23 protein-coding genes, 1 tRNA gene, 1 other RNA gene and 1 pseudogene are annotated in these 25,582 nt (G+C 61.5%); 14 read left to right on the top strand and 12 right to left on the bottom strand.

Features of this window, described 5'->3' with window-relative positions; translation table 11 throughout:
• The first annotated feature begins 76 nt into the window (after nt 1-76).
• From AC6I6X_RS16025 to AC6I6X_RS16015, 3 genes are all read left to right on the top strand, one after another.
• Complete coding sequence (locus AC6I6X_RS16025) at nt 77-355, top strand: ribonuclease P protein component 4 (RefSeq protein ID WP_497931549.1); 279 nt, start codon at nt 77-79, stop codon at nt 353-355.
• A 106-nt stretch (nt 356-461) separates the two neighbouring features.
• Nucleotides 462-710, top strand: a complete 249-nt coding sequence (locus AC6I6X_RS16020; RefSeq protein WP_497931548.1) for a YhbY family RNA-binding protein — start codon at nt 462-464, stop codon at nt 708-710.
• A complete protein-coding gene (locus AC6I6X_RS16015; RefSeq protein ID WP_497931547.1) occupies nt 707-1,621 on the top strand; it encodes a mechanosensitive ion channel family protein in 915 nt (304 codons plus the stop codon). The genes AC6I6X_RS16020 and AC6I6X_RS16015 overlap by 4 nt, the downstream gene beginning before the upstream one ends.
• A gap of 180 nt (nt 1,622-1,801) precedes the next feature.
• Here AC6I6X_RS16015 and AC6I6X_RS16010 read toward each other — a convergent pair whose 3' ends face one another.
• The 4 genes and pseudogenes from AC6I6X_RS16010 to AC6I6X_RS15995 all read right to left on the bottom strand — a co-directional run bounded on the left by AC6I6X_RS16010 (nt 1,802) and on the right by AC6I6X_RS15995 (nt 5,247).
• Nucleotides 1,802-2,641, bottom strand: a complete 840-nt coding sequence (locus AC6I6X_RS16010) for a universal stress protein (RefSeq protein ID WP_497931546.1) — start codon at nt 2,639-2,641, stop codon at nt 1,802-1,804.
• A 159-nt stretch (nt 2,642-2,800) separates the two neighbouring features.
• Nucleotides 2,801-3,112: signal recognition particle sRNA (gene ffs, locus AC6I6X_RS16005), an RNA gene on the bottom strand.
• A gap of 77 nt (nt 3,113-3,189) precedes the next feature.
• Nucleotides 3,190-4,734, bottom strand: a pseudogene (locus AC6I6X_RS16000) (AAA family ATPase); the annotation flags it as partial.
• A gap of 141 nt (nt 4,735-4,875) precedes the next feature.
• The gene (locus AC6I6X_RS15995; RefSeq protein ID WP_497931545.1) at nt 4,876-5,247 is read right to left on the bottom strand and encodes an Hsp20/alpha crystallin family protein; all 372 of its coding nucleotides are present in this window, start codon (nt 5,245-5,247) and stop codon (nt 4,876-4,878) included.
• A 208-nt stretch (nt 5,248-5,455) separates the two neighbouring features.
• Between AC6I6X_RS15995 and AC6I6X_RS15990 the strand changes: the two genes are divergently transcribed.
• Together AC6I6X_RS15990 and AC6I6X_RS15985 are read left to right on the top strand one after the other, a co-directional pair.
• Nucleotides 5,456-5,812 carry a DUF5798 family protein gene (locus AC6I6X_RS15990; RefSeq protein WP_497931544.1) on the top strand — a complete coding sequence of 119 codons (357 nt, stop codon included), beginning with the start codon at nt 5,456-5,458 and terminating at the stop codon, nt 5,810-5,812.
• A 106-nt stretch (nt 5,813-5,918) separates the two neighbouring features.
• A complete protein-coding gene (locus tag AC6I6X_RS15985) occupies nt 5,919-6,899 on the top strand; it encodes a PLP-dependent cysteine synthase family protein (protein ID WP_497931543.1) in 981 nt (326 codons plus the stop codon).
• Nucleotides 6,900-6,923: 24 nt separating this feature from the next.
• Here the strand turns inward: AC6I6X_RS15985 and AC6I6X_RS15980 are convergent, their stop codons facing one another.
• Together AC6I6X_RS15980 and AC6I6X_RS15975 are read right to left on the bottom strand one after the other, a co-directional pair.
• Nucleotides 6,924-7,265 carry a DUF7344 domain-containing protein gene (locus AC6I6X_RS15980; RefSeq protein WP_497931542.1) on the bottom strand — a complete coding sequence of 114 codons (342 nt, stop codon included), beginning with the start codon at nt 7,263-7,265 and terminating at the stop codon, nt 6,924-6,926.
• A gap of 81 nt (nt 7,266-7,346) precedes the next feature.
• Complete coding sequence (locus tag AC6I6X_RS15975; RefSeq protein ID WP_497931541.1) at nt 7,347-8,009, bottom strand: bacterio-opsin activator domain-containing protein; 663 nt, start codon at nt 8,007-8,009, stop codon at nt 7,347-7,349.
• A gap of 127 nt (nt 8,010-8,136) precedes the next feature.
• On the opposite strand from AC6I6X_RS15975, the gene AC6I6X_RS15970 reads away from it, so the two are divergent.
• Together AC6I6X_RS15970 and AC6I6X_RS15965 are read left to right on the top strand one after the other, a co-directional pair.
• Nucleotides 8,137-8,784: a helix-turn-helix domain-containing protein gene (locus AC6I6X_RS15970; RefSeq protein WP_497931540.1), complete on the top strand. Its 648-nt coding sequence runs from the start codon at nt 8,137-8,139 to the stop codon at nt 8,782-8,784.
• A 59-nt stretch (nt 8,785-8,843) separates the two neighbouring features.
• Complete coding sequence (locus AC6I6X_RS15965; RefSeq protein ID WP_497931539.1) at nt 8,844-9,128, top strand: HalOD1 output domain-containing protein; 285 nt, start codon at nt 8,844-8,846, stop codon at nt 9,126-9,128.
• A gap of 134 nt (nt 9,129-9,262) precedes the next feature.
• Here the strand turns inward: AC6I6X_RS15965 and AC6I6X_RS15960 are convergent, their stop codons facing one another.
• Entirely contained in the window at nt 9,263-9,790 is a 528-nt protein-coding gene (locus AC6I6X_RS15960; protein WP_497931538.1) for a hypothetical protein, read from the bottom strand.
• Nucleotides 9,791-9,954: 164 nt separating this feature from the next.
• Between AC6I6X_RS15960 and AC6I6X_RS15955 the strand changes: the two genes are divergently transcribed.
• Nucleotides 9,955-10,131, top strand: coding sequence for a hypothetical protein (locus AC6I6X_RS15955; protein WP_497931537.1), 177 nt, complete (start codon nt 9,955-9,957; stop codon nt 10,129-10,131).
• An 81-nt stretch (nt 10,132-10,212) separates the two neighbouring features.
• Here AC6I6X_RS15955 and AC6I6X_RS15950 read toward each other — a convergent pair whose 3' ends face one another.
• The 4 genes from AC6I6X_RS15950 to AC6I6X_RS15935 form a co-directional block, all read right to left on the bottom strand.
• Complete coding sequence (locus AC6I6X_RS15950; RefSeq protein WP_497931536.1) at nt 10,213-10,629, bottom strand: CoA-binding protein; 417 nt, start codon at nt 10,627-10,629, stop codon at nt 10,213-10,215.
• A gap of 148 nt (nt 10,630-10,777) precedes the next feature.
• Nucleotides 10,778-11,407, bottom strand: a complete 630-nt coding sequence (locus AC6I6X_RS15945) for an RAD55 family ATPase (protein WP_497931535.1) — start codon at nt 11,405-11,407, stop codon at nt 10,778-10,780.
• A 180-nt stretch (nt 11,408-11,587) separates the two neighbouring features.
• A complete protein-coding gene (locus AC6I6X_RS15940) occupies nt 11,588-12,451 on the bottom strand; it encodes a geranylgeranylglycerol-phosphate geranylgeranyltransferase (RefSeq protein ID WP_497931534.1) in 864 nt (287 codons plus the stop codon).
• A 107-nt stretch (nt 12,452-12,558) separates the two neighbouring features.
• Nucleotides 12,559-12,744 carry a DUF7511 domain-containing protein gene (locus AC6I6X_RS15935; RefSeq protein ID WP_497931533.1) on the bottom strand — a complete coding sequence of 62 codons (186 nt, stop codon included), beginning with the start codon at nt 12,742-12,744 and terminating at the stop codon, nt 12,559-12,561.
• A gap of 152 nt (nt 12,745-12,896) precedes the next feature.
• Between AC6I6X_RS15935 and AC6I6X_RS15930 the strand changes: the two genes are divergently transcribed.
• Nucleotides 12,897-12,971, top strand: a tRNA-Arg gene (locus AC6I6X_RS15930).
• 270 nt (nt 12,972-13,241) lie between these two features.
• Here AC6I6X_RS15930 and csa3 read toward each other — a convergent pair.
• Nucleotides 13,242-13,895, bottom strand: coding sequence for a CRISPR-associated CARF protein Csa3 (gene csa3, locus AC6I6X_RS15925; protein WP_497931532.1), 654 nt, complete (start codon nt 13,893-13,895; stop codon nt 13,242-13,244).
• 436 nt (nt 13,896-14,331) lie between these two features.
• Here csa3 and AC6I6X_RS15920 point away from each other — a divergent pair, with 436 nt between their 5' ends.
• From AC6I6X_RS15920 to AC6I6X_RS15900, 5 genes are read left to right on the top strand one after another with little or no spacing between them, the layout of a single operon-like run.
• The gene (locus tag AC6I6X_RS15920; RefSeq protein WP_497931531.1) at nt 14,332-15,198 is read left to right on the top strand and encodes a hypothetical protein; all 867 of its coding nucleotides are present in this window, start codon (nt 14,332-14,334) and stop codon (nt 15,196-15,198) included.
• On the top strand, nt 15,195-16,124 hold the full coding sequence (locus tag AC6I6X_RS15915) for a hypothetical protein (RefSeq protein ID WP_497931530.1): 930 nt from the start codon (nt 15,195-15,197) through the stop codon (nt 16,122-16,124). Before AC6I6X_RS15920 ends, AC6I6X_RS15915 begins: the two co-directional genes overlap by 4 nt.
• Nucleotides 16,121-19,198, top strand: a complete 3,078-nt coding sequence (locus AC6I6X_RS15910) for a hypothetical protein (protein WP_497931529.1) — start codon at nt 16,121-16,123, stop codon at nt 19,196-19,198. Before AC6I6X_RS15915 ends, AC6I6X_RS15910 begins: the two co-directional genes overlap by 4 nt.
• Nucleotide 19,199: 1 nt before the next feature.
• Nucleotides 19,200-20,036 carry a hypothetical protein gene (locus AC6I6X_RS15905; protein WP_497931528.1) on the top strand — a complete coding sequence of 279 codons (837 nt, stop codon included), beginning with the start codon at nt 19,200-19,202 and terminating at the stop codon, nt 20,034-20,036.
• Nucleotides 20,037-20,038: 2 nt separating this feature from the next.
• A complete protein-coding gene (locus AC6I6X_RS15900; protein WP_497931527.1) occupies nt 20,039-25,567 on the top strand; it encodes a DEAD/DEAH box helicase in 5,529 nt (1,842 codons plus the stop codon).
• Nucleotides 25,568-25,582: the final 15 nt, after the last annotated feature.

Below are 25,582 nucleotides of genomic sequence, written 5' to 3'. Positions count from 1 at the left end.
TGGTAGCGGCCCCATACTGGCAGCAGGTCGCCGGCGGAGCGCAACACCAATAGGGAAACCGACGAAACGAATCCCCATGACGATCGCCGCCGAGCGGATCGAGCGGTTGCACGCCCTCGCTCGAGCGGCGGCTGCCGACGGGGACCACGATCGAGCGCGATACTACGTTCGACTGGCCCGCCGCGTCGCGGAGCGAAACCGACTCACGCTGCCAAAACAGTTCCGACGGTTCACCTGCGACGAGTGCGACGCGTACCTCCGCCCGGGGGACAACGCCCGCGTCAGGCTCCAGAACGGGCACGTCGTCGTCACCTGCGACTGCGGTGCACAGGCCAGGTATCCGTACGAGGACTGACCGGGACGCCACGTGCCGGCCGCGCGATCGAGCGGAACGATTGTCTGCCGACCGAGGACATTCCGTTTCGCGAAGATTGAAACGGTTCGCACCGTTATCCGGGTCCATGGACGAAGCAGAGCGAAAGCGGCAGGCACACGACCTCGACGTCACCGTCTGGGTCGGCAAGAGCGGGATCGAATCCGTCGTGGAGGAACTCGACGACCAGCTATCCGATCGGGACCTCGTGAAGGTCAAGTTCCTGCGGGCCGCCCGGGCGGGGAGTTCGACCGACGAGAAGGCGGCCGACCTCGCCGACAGGGTCGGGGCCGAACTCGTCGACACCCGGGGACACACCGCCGTGATGTACCGATGAGTACCGGCCTCCTGCAGGCGGAGCCCCAGATCGGCCCCATCGGGGGGGCGCTCGAGAACGCGGGACTCACCGCGGCCCAGGCGGCGAGCGCGGAGGGGGCGATCAAGTTCGTCATCGCTCTCGTCGCCCTCTGGACGATCGGCCGCGTCGTCGTGCTCCCGCTCGTCCGCCGGGCGATGGACAGGCGCGGACTCGACGAACACGCCCAGAACCCGCTGTTGATGCTCACCCGGTTCGGCGTCGTCTTCGTCGCGATCGCGATCGCGTTCGGCTTCGCCGGGTTCGGGAACTTCCTCGTGTCGATGGCCGGCATCGCCGCGGCCGGGGCGCTCGCCGTCGGCCTCGCGATGCAGAACGTCATCTCGAACTTCGTCGCCGGGGTGTTCATCTACACCGACGGGCCGTTCAAGATCGGCGACTGGATCGAGTGGGACGACGGGACCTACGGGGGCGTCGTCGAGGACATCAGTCTCCGCGTCACGCGCGTGCGAACGTTCGACAACGAACTGCTGACGGTGCCGAACTCCGAACTCACCGGCGGCGTCGTCAAGAACCCGGTCGACGCGGACAAACTCCGCCTGAAGTTCGTCTTCGGGATCGGTTACGGCGACGACATCCAGCGGGCGACGGACGTCATCGTCGACGAGGCCGAGCGCCACCCCGACATCATGGACGATCCCGCCCCGTCGGTTCGGCTGACGGAACTCGGCGACTCCGACGTCGGCCTCCAGTCGCGGTTCTGGATCGCGGACCCCTCGCGGGCCGATTTCGTCCGCATCAGGGGCGAGTACGTGACCGCGGTCAAGCGCCGGTTCGACGAGGAAGGGATCGATATCCCCTACCCCGTCCGGACGCTCGAGGGCGGACTGGCGCTCGAGAACAGCCAGTCGATTCCACAGCAAGCCGAGTGACGATCGGGGTCCGATCCTCGATCGGGACACACGACACCGCGGACGGTTTTTGCGTCGAGGGGGCGGCGACCCGATCGGATTCGCTCTCGGCAGTGGAGCCGCCGACGTTCTCGAAGACGCGATCCCGCGCGAGGCCGATCGACGGGTCGTTCGACCGCCGGGCGGGGCCCGACCCCAGCCTCAGTCCGTCCGTCGAACCGTGACGACCGGCGCGGGAGCCGTCGCCGCGACCCGCTGGGAGACGCTCCCGACGGCGAATCGCTCCATGCTCGAGAGGGTCTCCGTTCCGACGACCGCGAGATCGATTCCGCGATCGCCGACGTACTCGGTAATCCCTTCGTGCGGGCGGCCGCGCTCGACGGCCGTGACGACGTCGACGTCGCGATCGGCCGCCCGCGAGGCGACCGCGTCCGTGGCCGCCTCGGCTTGCTCCTCGAACGACTCGACGACGACGGAGAGCGACGTGTCGACGTCGTCCACGACGGAGACTGCGTGAAGCGTCGCGTCGAACGCCGCCGCGAGTTCGATCGCGTGCCCGACGGCGGCCGCCGCGCCGGGACGGCCGTTCGTGGCGACGAGCAGCCGCTCGATCGGCCGCGGATCCTCGACCGCCCGCGGGCCGACGGTGAGCACGGGCCGGCGGGCACCGCGGACGACGCCCATCGCGACGTTGCCGAGGAGCCACCGTCGGACGCCGGTCCGGCCGTGGGTCCCCAGGACCAGGAGATCGACGTCGCGCTCGTCGGCAGCGGCCAGAATCTCGTGGTGGGGGCGCCCGTCGCGGACGGCCGTGGTGACCGACACGTCCCGCGTGGCGGCCTCGTCCGCGATTGCGTCGACGAACTGTCGACACTCCGCTCGCGCCCGTTCGCGCGTCGCGTCCCTGGCGATCGCGGGAACGTCGGCGACGGACAGTGCGTGGACCCGTGCCCCGACCTCGTCGGCGATCGCAAGCCCCTGCTGGGTCGCCCGTGAGGCGAGGTCGCTGCCGTCCGTCGCGATGAGCACGTCATCGTACATGGTCGTTAACACGTGGTCGACGGTAATGAAAGGAGTATGAGACGGCACCGACGAGCGTTCCGAACGCCGCCGATCGCGGACGGGAGTCGTCGGGAGTTAGCGTCGATCGCCGCCGATCGAGAGAGCGGTTGCTCTCGAACGTGAAACCGATGAAGTATGAGTGTGGAAGCCGCGATTGCCCGGCGTTCCGGCCGGGGGAATCCCGGTTGCCTCCTCCACCCCGCGACCCGTCGAGCGACAGGTGTCCGGCGGTCCACTGCTCGCTTCCGCGCCTGATGGGCTGTCGCCGGCTAACCACGATGGGGCGTCCCTGCGGACGGCCACCGTGGACCGCTGTCCCCGACGGACGAGGCTTCCACGTTGGCTCCCGGGGCCCCGGTCGGTCTGACCGGACGCCCGCGGTGTTCGGTCCCCGCTGAAGGCCATACTGCGGGTGACGAGCAGGGCCTAACTGCCCGACCTATCCATCCATAGGTAGGCGATCGGCACTTAAGGACCTTTCGTCTCGATAACCGCACGACGGAACGGCGGTGAGGGTCCGGTGGGCGTCATTCGGCTTCGCCGCCGGCGCCTTCGACCACGTCGTCGAACCCGCCGCTCCCGGCCTCGAACGCCGCGGTCGCGTCGGGCGACACGTCCTCGATCGCCCGCTCGAAGTGGTCGGCGGTGAGTTCGATCGCCTCGACGTCGGTCTCCTCGCCGGCCGCCTCGGCCTGGACGTGTTCGCGGACGGCGATCGTCGCGGCCTCGCGACAGACCGCCTCGATGTCCGCACCGGTGTAGCCCCGCGTCTCCGCTGCGAGGGCGTCGAGGTCGACGTCGGCGGCCAGCGGCCGATCGCGAGTGTGGATCGCGAAGATCTCCCGGCGGGCGTCCTCGTCGGGGTCGCCGACCTCGACGTGGCGATCGAGCCGACCGGGGCGCAGGAGGGCGTCGTCGATCAGTTCCGGGCGGTTCGAGGCCGCGACTACGACGACGTCTTCGAGTTCCTCGAGGCCGTCGAGTTCCGTCAGGAGCTGTGAGACGACCCGTTCGCCGACGTTGGAGTCGCCGACGCCGCTCCCGCGCTCGCTGGCGAGGGCGTCGATCTCGTCGAAGAAGACGATCGTCGGGGTGTTCGCGCGAGCTTTCTCGAAGACGTCGCGGACGCCCCGCTCGGATTCGCCGACGAACTTGTCGAACAGTTCGGGGCCCTTGACCGAGATGAAGTTCGACCGCGACTCGTTGGCGACGGCCTTCGCGAGCAGGGTCTTGCCGGTGCCCGGCGGCCCGTACAGCAGGACCCCTTTGGCGGGACTGAGGTCGACCCGCTCGTAGGCGTCGCCGTGTTCGAGCGGCCACTGGACGGCCTCGCGGAGTCGGCTCTTGGCCGCCTCCAGGCCGCCGACGTCGTCCCAGGTGACGTCGGGGACCTCGACGAAGACCTCGCGCATCGCGGAGGGTTCGACCCCCCGCAGCGCGTGCCTGAAGTCGTCGGTCGTGACCTCGATCTCCTCCAGAATCGAGGCGGGGATCTCCTCGTCACCCTCGAGATCGAGTTCGGGCCGAATCCGCCGCATCGCGGTCATCGCGGCCTCCTTCGTGAGGTTCTCGAGGTCGGCTCCGACGAATCCGTGGGTGTTTTCAGCGTACCGCTCGAGGTCGACGTCCTCGGCCAGGGGCATGCCGCGAGTGTGGATCTGGAGGATCTCCTCGCGGCCCCAGACGTCGGGGACGCCGATCTCGATCTCGCGATCGAACCGGCCAGGTCGTCGAAGCGCGGGATCGATCGCGTCCACGCGGTTGGTCGTCCCGATGACCGTGATCTCGCCGCGCTGTTCGAGGCCGTCCATCAGCGAGAGCAACTGGGCGACGACGCGGCGCTCGACGTCGCCCTGGACGTCTTCGCGCTTGGGCGCGATCGAGTCGAGTTCGTCGATGAAGACGATCGCCGGCTCGTTGTCGGCGGCTTCCTCGAACACCTCGCGGAGCTGCTCCTCGCTCTCGCCGTAGTACTTCGACATGATCTCCGGGCCGGAGATCGTCTGGAAGTGCGCGTCGATCTCGTTGGCGACCGCCCGAGCGATCAGCGTCTTGCCGGTTCCCGGCGGGCCGGAATCCGACGCGTCGACGCGGTTAGGCTGGTTCACCGGCGGTTGCCGAGCGACGGTTCACCGGGGCGACTACGGACGAGCGACGGGGCGACGGCCGCGGGCGGGAGACGGACCGGCGATCGCCGGCCCGCGAGTCACGGCTCACTCTCCCTCGAGCGGGATCTCCTTGCCGCGGGTCGTCGCGCCCTCGATCGGCAGGGACACCTCGAGGACGCCGTTGGTGTACTCGCCCCGGATCTCGTCCTCGGCGATGTCCTTGGGGAAGCGGAACCGCCGGTGGTAGGTCTTCTTCCGGCCGCGTTCGTCGTCGACGTGTTCGGCCGCGATGTTGAGGACGCCGTCGTCCCACGTCACCTCGATCTCGTCGGTTTCGAAGCCCGGCATGTCGATCGTGAGGACGAACTCGTCGTCCTCCTCGTACAGTTCGTAGTCGGTACTTCCCTGGTCACCGAACAGGCGAGAGGGCATGTCGAGGCCCTGGGTCCAGGTGCTTGGTGTCGGTCGGAGCACCACTGCTGGTCACCTCGTTTCCATTTGGCGATTGTATGCGGTTCGTAATAAATTTGCCGGATCATGGGGCATGGTAGCTAGACACAGTATATCACGGATGCGGGCCACCCGGGAGTTGTGCACGCTCGACCGGCGGTCTCCCTGCCGATTCTCTCCCGATCGAGTCGAACGGAGGAAAAGGCCCATTAGTCAGTCGATACACTTCCCGGGTATGGGACTCGGCAGTACGGCAAAGAAGATTCAGGCGCTCTCGGACCACGCCGAGGCGATGTACAGGCAGGTACAGGAACTCCAGCAGCGGATCACGAACTTAGAAGAGGAGGTCGACGACACCCACGACACGGTCTCCCGCATGGACCACCAGTTGACCGAACAGCGAGCGCTCCTGCTCGCGATCGCCGACGAACACGGCCTCGACGGCGAGGAGATTCTCGCCCAGGCGGCGATCGACGAGGCCGACGAACTCGCGGCCGAGGACGAGGGCGAAGGTGACGCCGCGGCTGCGACGACCGACGAGTCTGACGAGGCCAGCGAGGCCAGCGAGACCAGTGAGGCCAGCGCGGAGTAACACGGTCGTCGCGCCACTGCTGGCCGGTTCCGGGCGACGATCGGTCCCGTTCCAGGGCTGGACGCATCAGTAACAGCTAACAACCGGGGCAACATTTGCCAGGACGATGGCGACCCACGAGCGACCGCTGGACTCGGTGCTGGAGACGATCGGTCGGACGCCGCTCGTTCGACTCCACGACGCGCCGGGCGACGTCAGGATCTACGCGAAACTCGAATCGTTCAATCCGGGCGCGAGCGTCAAGGACCGCATCGGCCGCTACATGCTCGAGCGCATGCTGGAACGGGGGGACGTCCCGGCCGGCGGGACGATCGTCGAACCGACCGCCGGGAACACGGGAATCGGGCTCGCGATCGCGGCCGAACAGCTCGGCCTCGACGCGATCTTCGTCGTGCCGGAGCGGTTCAGCGTCGAGAAACAGCAGCTGATGGCCGCCCTCGGCGCCGAGATCATCAACACGCCCACCGAGGACGGGATGGGGGGCGCGATCGAACGCGCCCACGAACTCGCGGCCGAACTCGAGGACGCGGTCGTCCCCCAGCAGTTCTCGAACCCGCTGAACACCGAGGCACACTACGCGACGACCGGACCCGAGATCTACGAGGTCCTCGACGGCGACGTCGGGGCGGTCGTCGCCGGCTGTGGGACGGCGGGGACGCTCATGGGGATCGCTCGCTACGCCCTCGAACGGAACCCGGACACGTACGTCGCGGCCGTCGAACCGGAAGGGTCGCTCTACGGCGAAGCCATCGGCGAGGGTCGCGAGGAAGGCGCGTACAAGATCGAGGGAATCGGCACGCACAATCTCGAGACGAACGAACTCTTCGATCCCGCCCTCGTCGACGACGTCTACGCGATCCCCGATCGGCTCGCCCACGAGGAACTGAAACGGCTCGCGAGCGAGGAGGGCCACCTCGTCGGGTCGAGCGCCAGCGCGGCGAGCGTCGCCGCGAAACGCGTCGCCAGGAAGATCGACGCGGGGACGATCGACGCGCCGCACGATACCGTCGTCACAGTCTTCCCCGATTCGAGCGAGCGCTACCTCTCGAAGGGGATCTACCGCTCGTTCGAGGAGTGGACGTCGTAGTCGGGTGCCACCGGAGAAAAACGCTTACGCCGGCGGTTCCGGGTCGCCGATCGCACGGAGCGTCGCTTCCAGTTCGATTCCGCGACTCGTCAACGCGACGTGGCCGCGCTCGTGATCGTAATCGACGACCTTCGCCGCGCTCAGTTTCGGCAGGTGAACGTGGTACAGTATCGTGTGGATCTCGGTCACGGCCTCACCGGGAACCTCGGTGATCGGTCCACCGCGTTCCCGTACGGCGAGATCTTTCGCGAGGTCCTGCACAGTCACCTGTCGGTCGCGGTCGGCGAGAAGAGCGAGAAGCCCCCTGCGACGACGATTCTGGCAGAGATCGAACGCGGTATCCAGCGGTAGTGACTCTCGTCTCACGGGATTCGTACACTGGGGTGACGGATGAGGGAATATACTGTTACTACAGTCCTTTTTGTAGAGGGGATCCGATCGGTATTCCTACGTGCCCTCTTCTGCCGGTGGCGTGACGATCAGCGTCTCCTCGATCAGCGACTGATAGCCACGGTGGAGTCGCTGGGAGAGCGACTGCTGGGTAATACCGAGTTCGGCCGCGACGTCGGTGAGCGAGACGTCCGTCGACGTGAAGTAGTTCAGTTGCCACGCGGTCACGAGGGCGTCGTGTTGTTTCCGGGTGAGGCCGTACTGCCTGCCCGTTCGCGGCTGTGCGAGTTCGTGTAGCTGGGTCAACTGGAACCGGATGGCCTCGTCGTTGCAGTAGGTCTGGAACTGATCGAGGCGGTCGCGGTCGTCGAACCGCATCTGTAACTCCCATCGGTCGCCCGCCCCGGTCGCCTCGAGGATCGTCGCCCCGACCTGCGTGTACGCGTAGACGATCGTCTCGACGTTCTCCGTCCAGTTCGCGCGGTAGAGGGTGGCTCGATCGAATTCGTCCAGTCGGTGGAGATCCTCGATCGTGGGGTCGCCGGCGACGGCCGTCTCGAACGCCGCGAGGTCGCCGCCGGAGACCCAGAAGTACGGCGTCAGGACCTCCTCGGCCGCGACCACCCGTTCGATCTCGACGGTCGTCTCCGGCGCCGCCTGTAACGTCCGGTAGAGGGCGAAAACGTCCGACGGCACGTGAAATTCGGCGAAGAGACTCATGGGGCCTACAGGCAGGCAGCGGTGATAAACGGGCGGTATCGACACGGGGAATCCGACTGACCGTCCCGACGGCGGCCGATCCGCGGAGACCGACAAGGGTAACTGCCGTGCCGTTGCGAGTGACTCTATGACCCTGATCGTCGAGTTCGTATTGGGGTCGCCGATCCTCCGGGAGGCATCGACGGAGATCGAGCGGCGCAAGATCGAAGATATCAGCCAGCCAGCGACTGGACCGGCGAAGGTGATCTTCTGGGCGTTCGGGGACTCGTTCGAGGCGTTCGAATCCGGACTCGAGGCGGACGAAACCGTCGACACGTACTCGATGATCGACGAGATGGACGATCGGCGACTGTACCGGGTGACGCTGTCCGGTCGGGGAATGGAGAGTCTGACCTACCCGCTCGCGGCGGAACACGATATCACGTTTCTCGACGTCACGGGCTTCGAAGAGACCGAGATTCGGGCCAGGGTCCCATCGCGGGAGGCGCTCGTTGCCTACCGCGACGTCTGCCGGGAGAAAGGGATTTCCTTCCGCCTCCAGCGAATTTACCAGGAAGAGCCCGTAGAGGGCGATCGGTTCGGCCTCACCGACCGGCAGCGAGCGGCGCTGCGGACCGCGCTCGAGGCGGGCTACTTCGACGTCCCCCGCGACGCGACGCTCTCGGACATCGCCGCCTCGCTCGACATCTCGGACCAGGCGCTGTCGGCCCGGCTCCGTCGAGGACAGGCCAATCTCCTCCGGAACACGATCGCGACGGATTCCGACCCGATTTAAAAGGTTTACAACCCAACCCGGTTCGTTTCACCAGTCGCCACAGTAAGAGTGATAGCTAAATGTCTAGCTTCGATCCACAACTGACGAGCGAATCAAGCGCCGCCACGGAGCGGTCCCAAAGTGAGGCAGTGATCGACGCCGTCGCGACGGCATCGGAAACGGACGCGATCGAACTCGCGGACGAGTTCGGGCCGCTCTACAACGCGATCGATCCCACCGCACTCGACGCGCTGTTCGATCGCGAGGACGCGATCGGCATCGTACGCTTTCGCTACGCCGGCTACCAGGTCGCGGTTGACCAAGACGGCCGGATCGAACTCGCCGACGCCGCCCCGGACGCGTAAGCCCGTCCCCTTCTCCGTCGCCGCTCGTCCCCGCGTTCGCCGTCTCGTCATCTGCTTTCCGCCCCGTTCGCTGTCGCGGCGTCACCGTTCCTCGCCGTGGGCGACCCCGCAGCCACACCCGCTCGTGGAGCCTCTCACTCGTGGGGGACCGTCCGATCGGCGAACCGCGTCGGAACGGCACCGACGATCGTGGCGAGGACGGCCCCGAGGATCGTGCCGTAGACGAGGTGGCCGACGGCGAAGGTGGCCGCGCCCAGGAGTTCCGCGGCCAGTCCCGGCAACGGCAGGTACGGAAGCGGGATCACCGCCACGCCAGCCAGACTGACCGCGACGGGGAGGATCAGCCCGCCCGCGAGGATTCCGAGCACCGCCCCGAAGGCGATCCCGGCCCCGACGTAGCTCTCGAACGTCCCGACGAACTCCCCGAGTGCGGGACGCGAGACGATCGTCGCGAACACGATCCCGAACAGGATGCTCAACGCGAGGTGGACGAGCCACCCGGCGACGATCGTCGACGAACCGATGAGTGCTCCCAGGATCTCGAAGACGTTCGGTCCGAGCTGGAGGACGAGCCCCATCCCGATGCCGCCCGCGAGCCCCGCGGTGAGCCCGCCGGTGAGGACTTCGACTCCCTCGAGAGGTTGGTTGTTATTCACACTCATAGGTGTCGATCGTCGGTCGAACTGAATAACACTAATTCCGTGAAAGCGAACGGTTAACTGGCATCGATTGCGGGCGGGGCTTGCTCGACGGAGTCGCTACCGGGACGTAACTGTCCGAATCGATCCGTCTGAACCCTTACGGACGAGTCGGACGAAAGCGACCGTTGCGGATCACCGACGTCACCCAGCATCACCCGCAACGGACCAGCTACGAGGAGATCGTCGATACCTTCGACTGTGCCTCGAGTACGGCCAACGAACTCCTGCGCCGGGCTCAGACCGCGATCGTGGCGGCGCCACTCGGCGGCCATAGTAGCCACCGAAAGTCGATGCACACCTGATCGCAGGACGGCTTCGCGAGCAGTGCGGAACTCGTTTCAGCGGCTACTATCGCTCACGAGTCCTGCGCCGCTCGACCGATCTCAGACCCCGAGCCGCCGGTGCTCGACCCTCATACAGCGGTCCTGCACGACGTCTCTCCCGTCCCGCTCCGCGCGGGCTGCCGCCTCGTCGTCGCGGATCCCCCGCTGGGTCCAGATCACGTCGACGTCGTCGCGCGCCAGTACCTCGTCGACGATCCCGCTAACCTCCTCGCTCGGCCGGAAGATGCAGACGAGATCGATCTCCTCGTCCACGTCCGACAGCGAATCCGCGACCGGCCGATCGAAGATTTCGTCCGCGTACGGGTTGACCGGAATCACGTCGTAGCCCTGTTCGAGGAGGTATTTCGGGACGTCGTGGGCCGCTTTCCCAGGCGTCCTCGAAGGGCCGACCACGGCGATCGTCTTCACTCGCGACTCGAGGATCTCTCGAACGACGGCGTCGGAGTCGACTGGCATACTCCTCTCTTCGGCCTCGATCGGGAAACGTTCCGGGATCGGTTCCAGGACTCGAGACGGTGCGACCTCCCTGCCCGCTGCTGCTGGCAGTCGTTTCAGCCCGGGGAAGGCGCCGGATCGATCGTCGCACTGGGGGGTGAGACAGCGCTTAAGTGGAGAGGCCGGCGGTCCGGATCTCGGGGTCGGTCTCGTCATCGCTCTCTTCGACCTCGATGACCGCGTCGAACAGCTGCTTGAGCGTGTTCATCGTCTGGTCGTCGTGTGCCGTCGAGTCGATGACGTAGACGCCGAGTGCGTCCGCACTCTGGATGCGCCCCGTAAAGACGTGGAGGAATCGAAAGACAGTCTGGAGGTCCGAGTACATCAGCAGCGTCGAGACCGAGTGCAAGAGAACGCGATTCTCGGTGTGCCCTCGCGTCTCGTAGAACTCCTGGAGGAACTCGGAGAGTTTGATCCCGATCCCGGTCATGTCGACCGGGGAGGAGGCGTACTTGATCCGCGGATCGTCGTCGACCGTGCCGATGCCGCGCTGTTTCGTGACGCAGTCGACGACGCCGACGTCGAACGACTCCGCCGTAACGTGCCCGGCGAACTCCTCGAGCACCTTGTCGGCACTGTCTTTCGTCGTGACGACGATCGACCCGTCCCCCCGGTCCGCACCGCTTGCGAGAACGTCGAGCGCGATTCGCCGTTTCCCCGTCAGTGGCGGACCCGCGATGAGTACGTTCGTCCCGGGATCGAGTTCGGCGTCGGGGAGGACGTCTGCGAGGTCATACATGCCAGATACACACATCCATCGACAGCGTTGCGTCCGCCGCTGCTGGTACCGCTACCCACACCGTCGTATGGTATGTAGATGCAGTATCCTGCTTATAATACTTTTCATTAGGTATCTTTCGGCAGTCACGACCCCATCGATTCCTGCCGCGCCGTAGGCCGAGCGTCCCGATCCAGTCACTCACCCGATCGACGGAACCGCGAGTGCGGCCCGCCCGACGATGAACGCGAGCGCCGCGAAGAACATCCCGTACTTCAGGTGTGACTGGCCGGCGGTCGGATCGTCGAAACTCTCGTAGGCCGCGTACAGCATGATCGCGTCGGCGGGCACCACGACCAGCAAGTAGGCGATACCGAAATACTCGAGGGCGTACGGGATCGGACTGGCGAGTACTGCGAGAACGAGCAACGCGATCGCGAGGACGAGCGCACGTCGCTCGCCGATCGCGATCGGGAGCGTGTTCAGTCCCTCCTCGCGATCGCCCTCGACGTCCTCGACGTCCTTGATGATCTCCCGCGTCAGCGTCGCCACCGCGGCCAGCAAGAAGAGCACGGCAGCCGCGCCGACGTCCCCGACCGTCCCGACCGCGGCCGCGCCGAACAGGAACGTACTACCGACCAGATAGGCGACGAGCGCGTTGCCCAGGCCCGGCAATCCCTTGAACACCTCCGTGTAGGCCACCAGCGCCACGAAGTTGATCGTCGCGATCGCGATCGCCAGCGAAGGAAGGGTCACCGCGAGCGCGACGGCACCCAGGAAGAGCACGAGACTGAACGCGAGCGCTCCGCGCGGGCTTACCGCTCCCCGCGGAATCGCCCGATCCGGCTGATTGATCCGATCGATCTCCCGATCGAAGTAGTCGTTGATCGCGTTCCCGGCACCGACCGCCAGGGCCGTCGCCCCCACCGCAGCCGCGACGGCGATCGGCTCGGCCGTCACGCCGCCGGCGACGAACGCCCCGATGAACGTCAGCGCGCTCGCCGCGATCACGTTCACCGGCCGCGTCAACTCGAGCAACCCGCGAATCGTCTCCCCCGCTGTCATACCCGTGGGTGCTCAGTCGTCGTGGTTAAACGGTACGATCCGCCGCTGCACACGTCCCCCGCTCACAGACGTGCGACACACCAGTTAGAGGATCGAGCAGCCGGGAGCTATCGCCACTCCTCGAGATCACAGAGGGCGTCCGTCTCGACGGAGAGCCATTTCGTCACCCGTTCGTCGCCGCTCGCGTCGACGGGGACGGCCGTCCAGACCGTTTCGTCGTCGTCGGAAAGCAACTCGAGCGGTGCCGTTCTCCGCTGACCGTCCTCCGGCTTCGGGGCTTCGTTCACCGTCATGGCACGTGCGCCACTCCTCCCGCCAGCACAAAGACCCCCGAAGGCAGTTTTCATCTCGTGAGAAGTGGCGTGGCTCGATCGGTGTGTCGACGGCTGGCGAAACCGATCCAAATCGAGTGACTTATACGGGATCGGGGGGAAAACACGGGTGCGGGCGCTTAGCTCAGCCTGGACAGAGTACTTGGCTTCGGACCAAGCTGCCGCGGGTTCAAATCCTGCAGCGCCCATTCGTTTTCCGAACGGATCACATTCGCAAGACGGCGGTACCTCGTTTATAAACGAGTCGCCGATCGCGCGTTTGATTTCGTTCGATTATCGAACGGGGGTCCCTGCTGTCCTGCGATTCGCCAGCATTTACTGGACAGCCCAGGGACATAAATCTCAGTTCTGACCATTTTCCTAGGACACAATTCAATGCTGGTCTGGAATAAATATCACAAAGATGCCTTTTCTCCAAGGTAGTGATAATGCCGCCAGAAGGGACAGAGCGGATCGTTTCAGATAACGTTAGCAGCTCTTGTCTTTAGGAAAATCCGACCACTGTCGGTGATTTCGACCGTTTTGCTTCTCCCTTTCTTTATAGTCCGCACGAAGCCCGCAGATTCTAGACTATTGATATGGCGTGCGATTGTACTCTTTGACTTATCAAGCTCATCTGCTATTTCACTTATTGATAAAACTGTATCCAGGTCGTGGACGTCGGCGAGAAGGGTCGCTTCAGCGTCCGAAACTTCCCCGCGGAGATTCAAGCGTGGTAACCGTCGGACACTGCTATCTATATCGCCTACTTGGAGCACTGTATCGATATTTTCACCACTAGTGAATGTCGCGACTGTTAGTGGCAACAGTAATTCCCGCGCACCACCACCCAAAATAACGATGGTTTCACCTTCCGATGCTTGGATGAGATCAGCACAGTATAACGTTGTCTCGACAAAATCTGTGTACGGTAGATGCTCTGTTTCTAAGTCTAGGTCCGGGACTACTTGCGTCAGGACATTTTGAACTTCCTGAAAAGCATCCTCTCCTCGATCGGAACTGCTTGCGGGTTGCAGTAATACGACTTGATCTCCTGTCTCTATACCTTCACTCAAAACTGGTCTGACTACGCGTCGACTATCGAATCCCAATGGAGCGAGGTATGTGCGCATATCGATAGCATCTGCTCGAAGCATCGTTACTGTTCCGGAATAGTGCAACAGTGCGCACTATATTCGAACAGGAGCGACGAGAAGGGTCCAGAAATCACTGGCACATCCGATGTCTTGGTTTAGTTCGCGATCTACCGTATCGCATTATCGCAACTCACGTCTAACTGTTTCATCGCCAATAATTATATGATGATTCGACAGAGAGTGTGAAGTGTTCGCTCATCTCGCCGACGGGGCGAGTAGAGGCATCTATGGAATCATAATCTATCCGACAGTTTTATGAGGGTTCCGCTCTGACTGCTATGCGTTCGCATCCTGCGTTCACGGTCTGAGAAGGCCGAGAACGACGTAGCGATAGCTACGGTCAATGGGTGCGTTCAGACGGCGTCCATCCCACACCGACGCCGAAACCAACTCCCAAGCGATCACCAGAACGATGCACGATCCACCCGACTCAGAGACGCCAGCATTAGCGGACTTCATCGGAACACGAGATTCGTTTCTCGTGATTCGGGATCCGCAACTAGCAAAGACTGGTTCCCAAGCACGTGCGCAACTCAGATCGTTGCCGTTCCTCGCCGAATTCGGCCTCGATAGAGTCTCGCATCCCGAAATATACGACAACGGGTTGCGACTCGTCGAGTACGAACTGTTTCCGAACGAGGATCTCCGAGAGAATGGGGTGGATGGTGTCGAGTTTCCACTAGTTCACTACGTCAGCCAAGAGATGCTGACGGGAGAACTACGGGACGAAGACAGTACGTTCGACGATCAAGACGTTATTCGGCGGCTGCTGCGGAAGCGCCCGGAAGGTCTGCCATATGTGCTCGTCACTGATACGAGTACACCGAAGATGCCCCGTCATACGAAGAAACCGGGGAAGTCGTTCATCGACGAGTTCGAGTGCACGGTCACCGATTACAAAGGACTGCTGAAGCGGTACATACAGTACAACCTCAACTCGGATCTACCGCTATCAACAACGCAGAATCTGTTCTTCCATCAGATTTCTGCGCATCACAAACAGGAGGGTCTCGAGGCAGGCTCGATTCCGGTACTCTTCGATTACACGCAGATTCCGGCTGACAGTCCCGCCTGGGCACCCCTCTACTACCTCATTCGAGAGGACGTAGACCGTGTACTGGAAGATTACTCCGAGCGCATCAGAGAGGCGCTCCGTTCGTGGACTGAGCGCGGGCCCACGCAGAAAGTCGCGAACAGCATGCTCGACATGCTCGAACGTGTAGAATTCGAGGAAGATCGATTAGACAGTTATCGTTATCGCCACCAGGAGGACATATGAGTACAACATACACACCGGCGACCAACAAGCCGGACAAACTACTCACCGGGTTCATCTCGGTGCGAGCACCGGAGCTAAAACACATCTACGGCTCACTTCAGGGGACCACCAGTGTCTCGGAAGTCACGAGCAAATTCGGTCGACCAGCCACCGGCGGTGAGGTGAAAACCGATCACGTCGAAGGGTCACTTCGTTTCCTGAATGCGGTCGATCTCGTCGAGAGTCCGACCGGAGACATCAAAGATACGGTCGAACCCATTAACGAGCGGCACTTCGAGGGCCTCCCTTTCGAAGCACAGTTGCTATACCACTGCAATCAGCAGGACGGTCGTCAGTCCCACTTTGGGGATGTTCACCGTGCCCTATTGAGTGAGGGGAGCCGAACGGTGAACGCTGGCCGAGACAACCTTCGAACCATCCTGAAGCGCGAGACTGACTACGATTTCAGTTGGACCGACGAGAAGATCGACATGTGGGTGACGTTGTGCGAGCAACTGGGTCTCGTGTCGGAGACCGAGGACGGTCTCGTGCTGAGCCCCTGTCGGGCAATGATGTACGACGCGCTCATACTCGCCCCAACTAGTTCGGGAGAGGACGCAGGCTACGACGGAGAGACAGTTGAAAACGGTGAATTCCGACGCGCACTCAACTGGATCAACGACAACTTGTTCACCGTCTACAAGGCACGAACTGGAACGCCGCGGCTTCACCCTGCAATCGCTGACGTCCTCCGTAACATGGCGGAAGATGGGGTCTTGTCCCTGTCTGCACCCGGCGACGCGCAGAACCAGGTAGAAGTGCCACCAGCAGACCTCGACGATGACGTCCGCGGAAACAGACGAAGCGTGACGCACGTTTCGATTCATTCTCGACCGGACGAAACGGCGTATCAGTACCCTCTCGACCAACTTCTCACTCACCAATGAGCCAACAAATCAAAGATTCACCGGCCAGCGGAGAGATGCCCCAATACTGGGACGACGAGGAAGTCGACCACTTCATCACGTCGGAAGCCCATACGAAGAAGAAGACGCCCGAACAGTTCCGAGAGACCCACGTCGACATCGATCGGATTTACGCAGACACGCTGACCCCACTCGGTATCTCGGGCGACTTCGTTACCCAAGAGAACGTACTCGACGCGATTACTGCGTCGAATATCGACGACCCGAACCGTATTTTCATCCTCCGTGGTGAACCCGGATCGGGTAAAAGCCAGCTCTGTGAGTGGACAAAGTATCAGATCAATGGTTACGGCGAGGATGACGATGGCGTCGAAGATTACGTCGCCTTGCACGTCTCCCGTAGCCAGACCCGAATGGATCAGATCATCGACGTCCTCACTGAACCACTCGACGTCGATACTGATGTCAGAAACATCGACGATCTCGACCCCGCCGATGCGGCGAGCGCCATCGTCGAGTATATGCGCGGTATCTGGTCGACCGAACACTTTTCAGACCAAGAAATACAGGAACTGACCGAGAGCAGAGGCGATAATAGCGACCTGCGAGAAATCTTCGCCAAGAACATCAGGGAGTATCAGGAAGCTCTCGAGTCTCGTGACGAGAATCCCGACTTCAATCTGCTAACCCGCGCAGATTTCCGCACTCTACGCCTGCAACTGAGCTTCAGTACGAAGCTCACGGAGAACAAAGACGTTCTGTACTCTGTCTTGAAGAACGAGGCTCACGAATACCTTTCCCGCAATCTCGTGGGCGACTTCAAGGAACAGCTACAGCAATACTCGGAGATGTATCAGGAGCGCGGTATCCGGCCGGTACTCATCTGTGAGGACCTCACGACGTTCAGCGTCCTGAAAGAGCAACTCCTGGATCACATCTTCGAACTTAGTAGTAGCAGCTACGACATCGTTCTCGGTTGGACGATCGGCTGGGAGCAGGACAACATCGACGACGCCCTCGCTCGCGAAGACGCAGCGACGTACATGCAAGGGCGATCCGAGGGGTACCTGACGATGACCGACGAGAACGGCGAGGCGTACTTCCTCGACGACGATGCTTCGGTAGCCCTCGCCCGATCGTATCTAGGTGCCATCAAACGGAATTCTGATGCGGCAGATGCACCTCAAGACGTTGCAGAAGCTTTCGACGGTTTATACCCGTTTAACGAGCGCTTCATACACGTCGCTTATCGACAGCTAAACGACGAGGGAAGCAACCGAAAGACGCCGCGACTGTTGCTTCTTCGAGTGGTAAAGCACTGTCTCAAGTCGACGTGGGCACCTTACGAAGCGATGAAGTCGAACTCGTTCGTCGACACGCCGACCTTCGAGATCGACATGAAATACGACCAAATTTACCAAGACGTCAGCCGCTGGTACGGAGTACCTGTCGAGGACGGCGTCGGGGTCAAGGTCGGCATCTTCGAAACATTCGGTATCGAACTACCGGACGACGACACTGCCGCTGTGAAAGGCGATTACGTCGTGTTCGACAAGGGCAAGGGGAGTGCGGTACTCGATAAGATCAAGAACCCGCCGGTACCGGATCACGAGGTCGATACTGAGGACGACGGAGACGACAAAGAAAGCAACTCTTCTGAGGTCGACGAAGGAGAAGAAGCAACAGACGACGAGGATCCAGAAGACGAGCAGGTTGAGGTCATCGACGAACCAGAACTGAGCGAGGAAGAACGCGAGCGACAGCGCAAATTCCAGGAGTTCCAAGACTGGGTCACGAGCGGCGAAGAGTATCCCAGTTCGGACACGCTCCACGACGGCGCAGTCGCCGTTCTCGAACGATGGCACAACCCTACGCGCCTGAGTAATCCGAACTCCTCGACGCGGTCGGTCGGTGGGATCTACTACGCTCGCGGCGACAGTATTCCGGTCTCCATTCAGGGAGACCAACAACGCCAGGCTAGCGTCGACATCGAACTCGAATGGGGTGCAGAACACGCCGATCTCTACACTCCGATGCTGGAGTACGGACTGTTCGATATGTTCGACCCGACGACGACGAACTTCGATCAGCTCCGTGCGTGGGCAGACACCAACGTCGCCCAGTTCCAGCATGAAATGCGCGAAGAGATCGAGGACTGTCTTCCCGAGGAACTCACGATAGAGAAAACGCTGGTCCTCGCACAGTTCTTCCTTATCAACGCTGCCCGTGGTGTTGAGGTCGACGACGATCAGATCCCCACAGAAATCGTCTTCGAGGAGTACAACAGCAACCAGTCGTACGGTAAACCGATCGTCGAAAACTTCGATCGAGATAGCGCGTTTGGACAGGCGTTCACCGACCTCACCGTATCGTCGGTGGATATTAGTGACCTCATCGAAGGGTTCTTCCTCCTCAAATCGAACGTCGTAGACTATGAGCGCCTGTCTGAAGCACGTAGGGAGGTTGCCGAAGACCTCGAGGCACACGTCGACGCTGCGATGGTCATCGATACCGACGAACTCGCTGACGCGTACAAAGTCGGAACGACGCGAAATAACGCTAATACCAAGGTATCGAGTCTTTTCGATCGGATTTCGGATTACGCAGCAGAACTCCAGCGGCTCACGGTCGACGACGACGCATCACACATCCAAGGGGCGCTTGAACCCGTTGAACGGTGGTACGACAGCGGCCATACGGTCAACCAGCTTGCAGAGTGGTTCGAGACGCTGTATCAGTGCGCAGGAGCGATGGACGTTCCGATCAAGTCGAGTTACGAGGACGCCTACGAACTGCTTACCGAATCGCCGGAGGAAGTGAAACTCACGGCCTTCCGTGATGACGTCGAGCAATTCCGTAACATGGGTGATGCAACCGGTGTGACGTTCATCGCTCGACTTCATGACTTCGCCCGAAGCCAAGACGAACAGGGAGCGTGGGAGATATACGAGGCGTTCGACTCGCTGATCAGCGATCTCCAAGATCAGGAACACGCCACCGGGGCCGATCTCGAACATCGCATCAAGCAACTCAGCGAGTACAGTAACTACGAGCAGAAGCGCCAGTCGATCGTCTCTCTGACGGAGGATCTGTAAAATGACCGAATCGAAATCACTACCGACGGCCGTTGACGCTCTCGAAGACAAGGCTCGAGAACACAAGCAGGCACAGAACACGCAGTATCACGTCTCGGTCGCACGGCACAACATCAGCGAGGTGAACGACGAACTCGATGAACTCGCTAAGCGCCTTCGAGACCTGAAATACTACAAGAAAGTGCTTGAGGAGGCCTTCGACGGTTCTGCGCCATCGATGACCAGTAGTGCGGTTCAGGTGGCGGAGAAAGCGGTCGAAGTGACTCAAGAGGATCTACTCGAGAACGTCCAGAGCGACGATATGGGCGAAGGAGACGCGGAACTCGACGATCTTGGCGCAGACGGTCAGAGCGACCTCGAAGTCCAGCTGACACCGGACGTCGAGACCCATATCGAGCAGATTCGGTCGGCGAAGAAGCAGGTAAAGAACGTCACTGAGACCATTGAGAGTCAACTCGACAGCAAGCGCAACGATTGGAGTACAAAGGTCGCGGCAGCGGAAGAACTCCAGAAGATCCTCGGTGGGCAGGACTCGGACTTCGCGCGTACACTCAACCACATGCACACATTGCTTACGCGAGAGTTGATGGACTCGAGCGGAAGCGCCACGAGCTTCGTGTCAAAGTGGGATAACGCCACCAGCGACTGGGAGAAACATCAATCGCTCCAGAGCTTCGACGACTTTCAAGAGAAACACGACCTCTCAGACTCCACAATCGAGGACGTAAAGACGCTCAGTAAGTCCCAACAGCTTACGTTGGCTGATGTCTCGCTCGACTCGCTCGAGGAGATGAAGCGCGTGGATGAACTGGAGTCTGCGGTGGAACTCAACCTGTAACGATGAAGGATCCCGTCGCCAGCGCGGAAGAAATGCAAGCTGCATACCACGACTACTTTATCGGTCGTGGGGGACGAGCTGCGCGTAGCGTCGCTAATCGCCTGGCGGACGGCGAGGACGACATCACGGGGATGCGCGGCCCCTACCTTCAGGCACTCGACATCCCGAACTGGAGCGGCCGTTCGTGGGACGCGTTCGCCAGGTCGGCACGTCTCGAGCCACACATCCGCCGGGCTTTCTCGAAAATCGGCTTCGAGCGGCTCTACGACTTTCAGGAGCGTAGTATCGAGGCCATTCTCGGGGGAGATGATACCGTCATTACTGCCGCGACGGGACGAGGAAAGACCGAAGCGTGGCTCATTCCCATACTCAACCGCATCCTCGAAGACAAACGGCACAGTGACGGGGGAGACGACACGAGCGTCAAGGCTACGCTCATCTATCCGACAAAGGCACTTGCGCAGGACCAGTTGAAGCGTCTCCTCCAGTACCTCTACCTCATCAACAACCATCTGCGGTCAGAACAGCAGATCACCGTCGGTATTTACGACGGTGATACCCCGCGGAATGTCGGCGAATCAGGCTCCGAAGGGTACCTCAACGCGACCTTCCGTCACTTCGAGTGCCCTGGGTACAATGACGAACTCGACAAATGCCAAGACTGCGGTGGTGGTGTTCGGATCCGAAACACCGGCGCTCGGTTCAAACTCATCCCAGAGAAAGCGCACTGTGAAGACGATGATCCGCACGACGTTCCGCTCGATTTCCTGCGGCTAACGAAGAACGACATCCTCGAGAACGGCGTTGACATCCTGCTCACCAACCCGGACACGATCAACTACCGACTCATCAACACTAACGCCGAAGACGAACACGAGCGGTTCGTCTACGAACCCGAGTTCCTCGTCTTCGACGAGGTCCACACCTACGACGGCCTGTTCGGGAGCTACACGTCGACGCTGATGAAGCGAATCCAGTCGCTCCGCGAGGAGCGCGGCCTCGACGACTTGCAACTCATTGCGAGCAGTGCGACCGTCGAGAACGACGTCGAGTTGTTCCAGAAGGTTAGCGGTGCCGTCGACGTCAAACAGGTGAGTGAGTCACCACGCGACCTCAATGGGGAGGTTCCGGACGAGGTTCCGGAAGAGCTAACGTCGCACAGTCTGTCCGTCGACTGCATTCTGCGTGCGACGGCCGCGCCGGACGACGTTGTTCCGGGCCTCGATGCGTTCGACTACACGTTGGAGGATGCATCGAGTTACGACCGTGACCGCCGGGAGACGCTAGCGAGCGACGCTCTCTTCGACCATCTCACCGAGGTCGAGGATGATCCCGGCGCACAGGTCGTTCGCTACGTTCACCAGTTGCTGTACGACGAGCCGCTCACACGGTCCCAGCTACACGACGAGGTAGCGACGACGCTGAATCTCGACACCGATGAAGCATCGAAACTAGTGTCGAACGTCCGGACCCTCGGTGAGTTTTCCGGCATGCTGGAGAACCGAAGTCACGTGTTCTCTTGGCCGATCGACGGCTTCTATACGTGTCCATCGTGTGACGCAACGTACCGCTCCCCACAGGACGACTGTAACGAGTGTGGATTCGACTTCGTCACGCGGTCTACCTACTGCCGACACTGTAGCGACGAACACCTTGTCGGATGGTACTGTCCAAGCTGCGACCAACTAGAGCCGTACACGCCGACCGAACACGGGACGATCGACCAAGACGAGGAACACGTCTGCCGCCGATGTGAGAAAGCGCGCGACGATGTCGTCCAGATGGTTCGTACGACGTTCCAGCCGTTCCTCGAGTGCCTCGACTGTGGACACCGAACCGAGCGAACGACGACCCGTGACTGTCCCGAGTGCGGTTCCAAGACCGTCAGGACCGACGATGAGACGTTCACCTGCGTTAATCCGAAATGTGAGTCGGCTCATGAGATTGAGCGAGTCTGCGACAGCTGTGACGGGACCGACTTCGGACTAGCTACTGTTGCGAGTCGATTCGATTGCCCAGAATGTGGCGCGACTTACGAACACCCCGGGCAGGCCCCTGACCAGTGTGTCGACTGTGGTTCCTCACTCACCTCGACGAGGTTCCTTCCCTGGGTCTGTGGGAGCGACGATTGTAGTCGGGTCCTCTTCGATGATACCCCCGATCAATGCGACTGTGGCTCATCGTCGTTTGTAAAGCGCGGACTCTTCGAGATTCACAACGACCAACACTGCCGTTCGTGTGAGACGGCATTCCTCGGCGACGAGGGTTGCAATTGTGACGATCCGGACATCCATCCGCGGACCGGTCACCATCAGGCCTACAAAACGATTGACACCAATGGGTGGATTCACACGATGAGTTCGCAGCCGTCGGCTGTCCCGTGTCCGCATCCGTATGCCCGGTACGAGATTGACCGCCGGTTCGACGAACTGATGCGAGGTCCGAGCAACCTCGCGGTGACCACCTCGCAGTACATGTTGCGCCGCGTCGCCGACAAGGAGGGTCAACAGGCGGCGAAGCTCCTGTCGTTCGCTGACTCTCATCGTGACATGAAGGAGCTCAGTCGTGACTTCTCGGAACCAGAGGTCGAGACCCTTCTTGATCAACTGTTAATCGAAAGTGCATCGTCCCGAAATGACGGGAACGACTGGACACCGTTTAATCAAGTCCTCGAGGATGCGGCGAACATCGTCGACGAGGTAAACGATGCACTGGAACCGCCGCGAGTCGCGAGGAGTGTCGAGTTTGACCTGAAGTCACGATTGAAAGATCAGCCCCGAAAGCGCTGGGACGACGATGACGCGCTTCGGGATCGACTCACCCGACGCGCACTCGAACACACCTACAGCCAGCGTTTGGGCGAGCGGGATGGCTCCCTCACCGAAGAAGGACTGTTCGATGTCCGCTTTGCCCCAGGTCTCGACGAACTCGATGGTGATGAGCGCGCTATCGTCCGCGAACTCGCCGACGAGGGCAATGACTATCGTGTCGCAAACTTCGACCATCCGAGTCCCGACAGGCCCGCCGAAGCAGTCGTCGACGAACTGGTCGACCGAAATATCCTCTCCTACGGACACTCTGATGACTACGTCTCGTTCGATCCGTCGGCGCTCGCTGTTACGGTTGCGGGCGACGGTGATGGTATTCGGTTCGACCCTGATACTGAGCGGTACTACACGACGCTCCAGCACCAGTTTGGTCTGGATACGCAGTCCACTGTTCAGTCCGGAACGTCGCTCGCCGAACGTGCCTCGACCTCCCATCCCCGGTTCACACAGCGTGCCCACCGTGCCGAATACTCAGAGACGCGGATTCTCATCTCTGAGGAGTATCTCGGTGCGACGAATAAGCGCAAGCGTCGGGAGTTAGAGTACCTCTTCCGCGAGGAGAACTACCCCCACCACCTCTCTTCGGGACCGACGATGGAACTCGGGGTCGACATCGGCGACCTCGACGCACTCCTGCTGTATGGGACGCCGCCGAACATGAACGCGTACCTCCAGCGGGTCGGGCGTGCAGGGCGTAGCTCCCATTCTTCGATGGTCCACTCGGTCAGTCAGCGCAACCCGATCGACTACTACTACTACGACCATCCGGACGAACTCATCGACACCGACCCGACTCCAGTACCGCTCAACGAACACAACGAGGAGGTCCTACGCGTTTCGCTGTCGTGGGGAATCTTCGACTACGTGGCGGCTAACTTCACTATTCCGTGGGACGTCAGTCGACACGGTCGCGCGCGGTCGATCGATGGTGGAGATACCTATCACCGTCGGAGCATGCTCGACGAGAGCGAACGTGACGATGCCAGTAAACTGACCCACGTGATGTCCCTCGGTGCCGACACGCTGTCGCTCGGTAGCGACGACTCAAAACTCGACGTACTCGGCGAAGTCGTCGACGACTATGAACGAGACATCGCCGACTACCTTGAATCTCTCCTCGACTACCGCTACTGCGAAGAATGTGAGCGACGGTATGCTACTGACGACGACCGCGAAACGTGTACCGACAGTGACTGCGATGGAGAAATCCTACACGCTCAGAGCGAGTTCGGCCACCTTGTCGACGACGTTCTCGCGAACTTTGACGAGCGCTACATCACTGGATACCGCGAATACAAACAGGGACTGGAAAGTGAGTTGTCCGACCTGAAACGACGTAACTCTCAGTTGCGTCGTGACCAGCAGCGGGCCGGGTCAGACGAACGGGCACGCATCATGCACGAACGCCGGGGCCTCAAGGACCGCATCGAGGTTCTCGAGGACTACCTCTCTGATCTGGGTGGCGCGAGCTACTTCGACTTCCTCAGAGAGTCCCGTGAAAGCAAATACGACTTCTCGATGCGGAGCGTCGCCACGACGGCCGGTCTGTCTCTGGTCGATGAAGGGTACAACCGCCGGAACGTCGGCGATCAGGGGAGCGGCCGCGCGATGCAGATGGCGCTCTCAGAACTCCACCCCGGTGCCGCCTACCTTGACGGTGGGGAGACGTACACCGTCTCGCGCGTCCGACTCGACGACAAGGCTAGCTCGGACCTCCGGGATACCGTGAGCGAAGCCGTCGACGGAGATCACCTGGCCGAGGAACTCGTCTGCCCGGCGTGCCACACCTCGCACGACCTCGACGCTGACGGGTGTGATTGCGATAACGATGTACCGCTCAAGCGACGCCGACTGGCGGTACTCGATTCGGTCGATGCCTACCACGACAACCTCAAACTGACCGCAGAAGGTGACGAAGCGCGCTACCTCCACGACGAACCGAACAAACCGATCCAGAACACGTACGCCGAGCGGGAGACGTCGATACTCGAGTTCGACTCTGAACGGACGTTCGAACTCCAGGATGCCGATGGCGATCCTCTCGGGACGATCGAGTACGGCGATTACTCGGTTCTGCTGCACACGAAGAGCTACAAGACGAAGTACAAGTCCGGTGAGGTCGATCCGAGGCCGACAGCCTTCGAGGTATGCGGTGAAGAGAACTGTCCTGGCGTCATCTATCGTGACGATGACGACGAGCGTCGGTGCAGCGCCGACCCTGACCACTTCCCTAACGGCCGCGGTGCTGACTCCGAGTTCATTCGCCTTGGATACCAGTACGACACTCAGGGTGTCCGAGTTGACCTCAACGACCGCGACCTGTCGCACACGTTGGCTCACGGCCTCCGAGTCGCGCTGCAATACCTCGGCGGCGTCAACATTCGTGACCTCGCCGAATATGTCGGCGAGGATCACGTAGACGTCTTCGAGTCTCAAGAGGGCGGGTCCGACGTCGCGCGACTCCTCTTCGAACGGACGGACGGAGAGTTCCGGGCGTTCCACCGTGCAGTCGGGCTTATGCGCGATCAGTTCGACTGTGACTGCGAGAACGGGTGTCCGTCCTGTCTCTACCAATACGGCTGTGACGTCAGGAACGACCAGCGGTCGTTCGACCGAGAACGTCTTCGAGACATTCTCGCCAACGGTAGCGTGATCATTCAGCCGATCACGAACCACGAAATCGACGAACAGCTCACCGACTGACCAACATCCCACACA

Source organism: Halosolutus sp. YCN4, from assembly GCF_059736495.1.
This window is presented reverse-complemented; position numbering and strand designations above follow the sequence as displayed.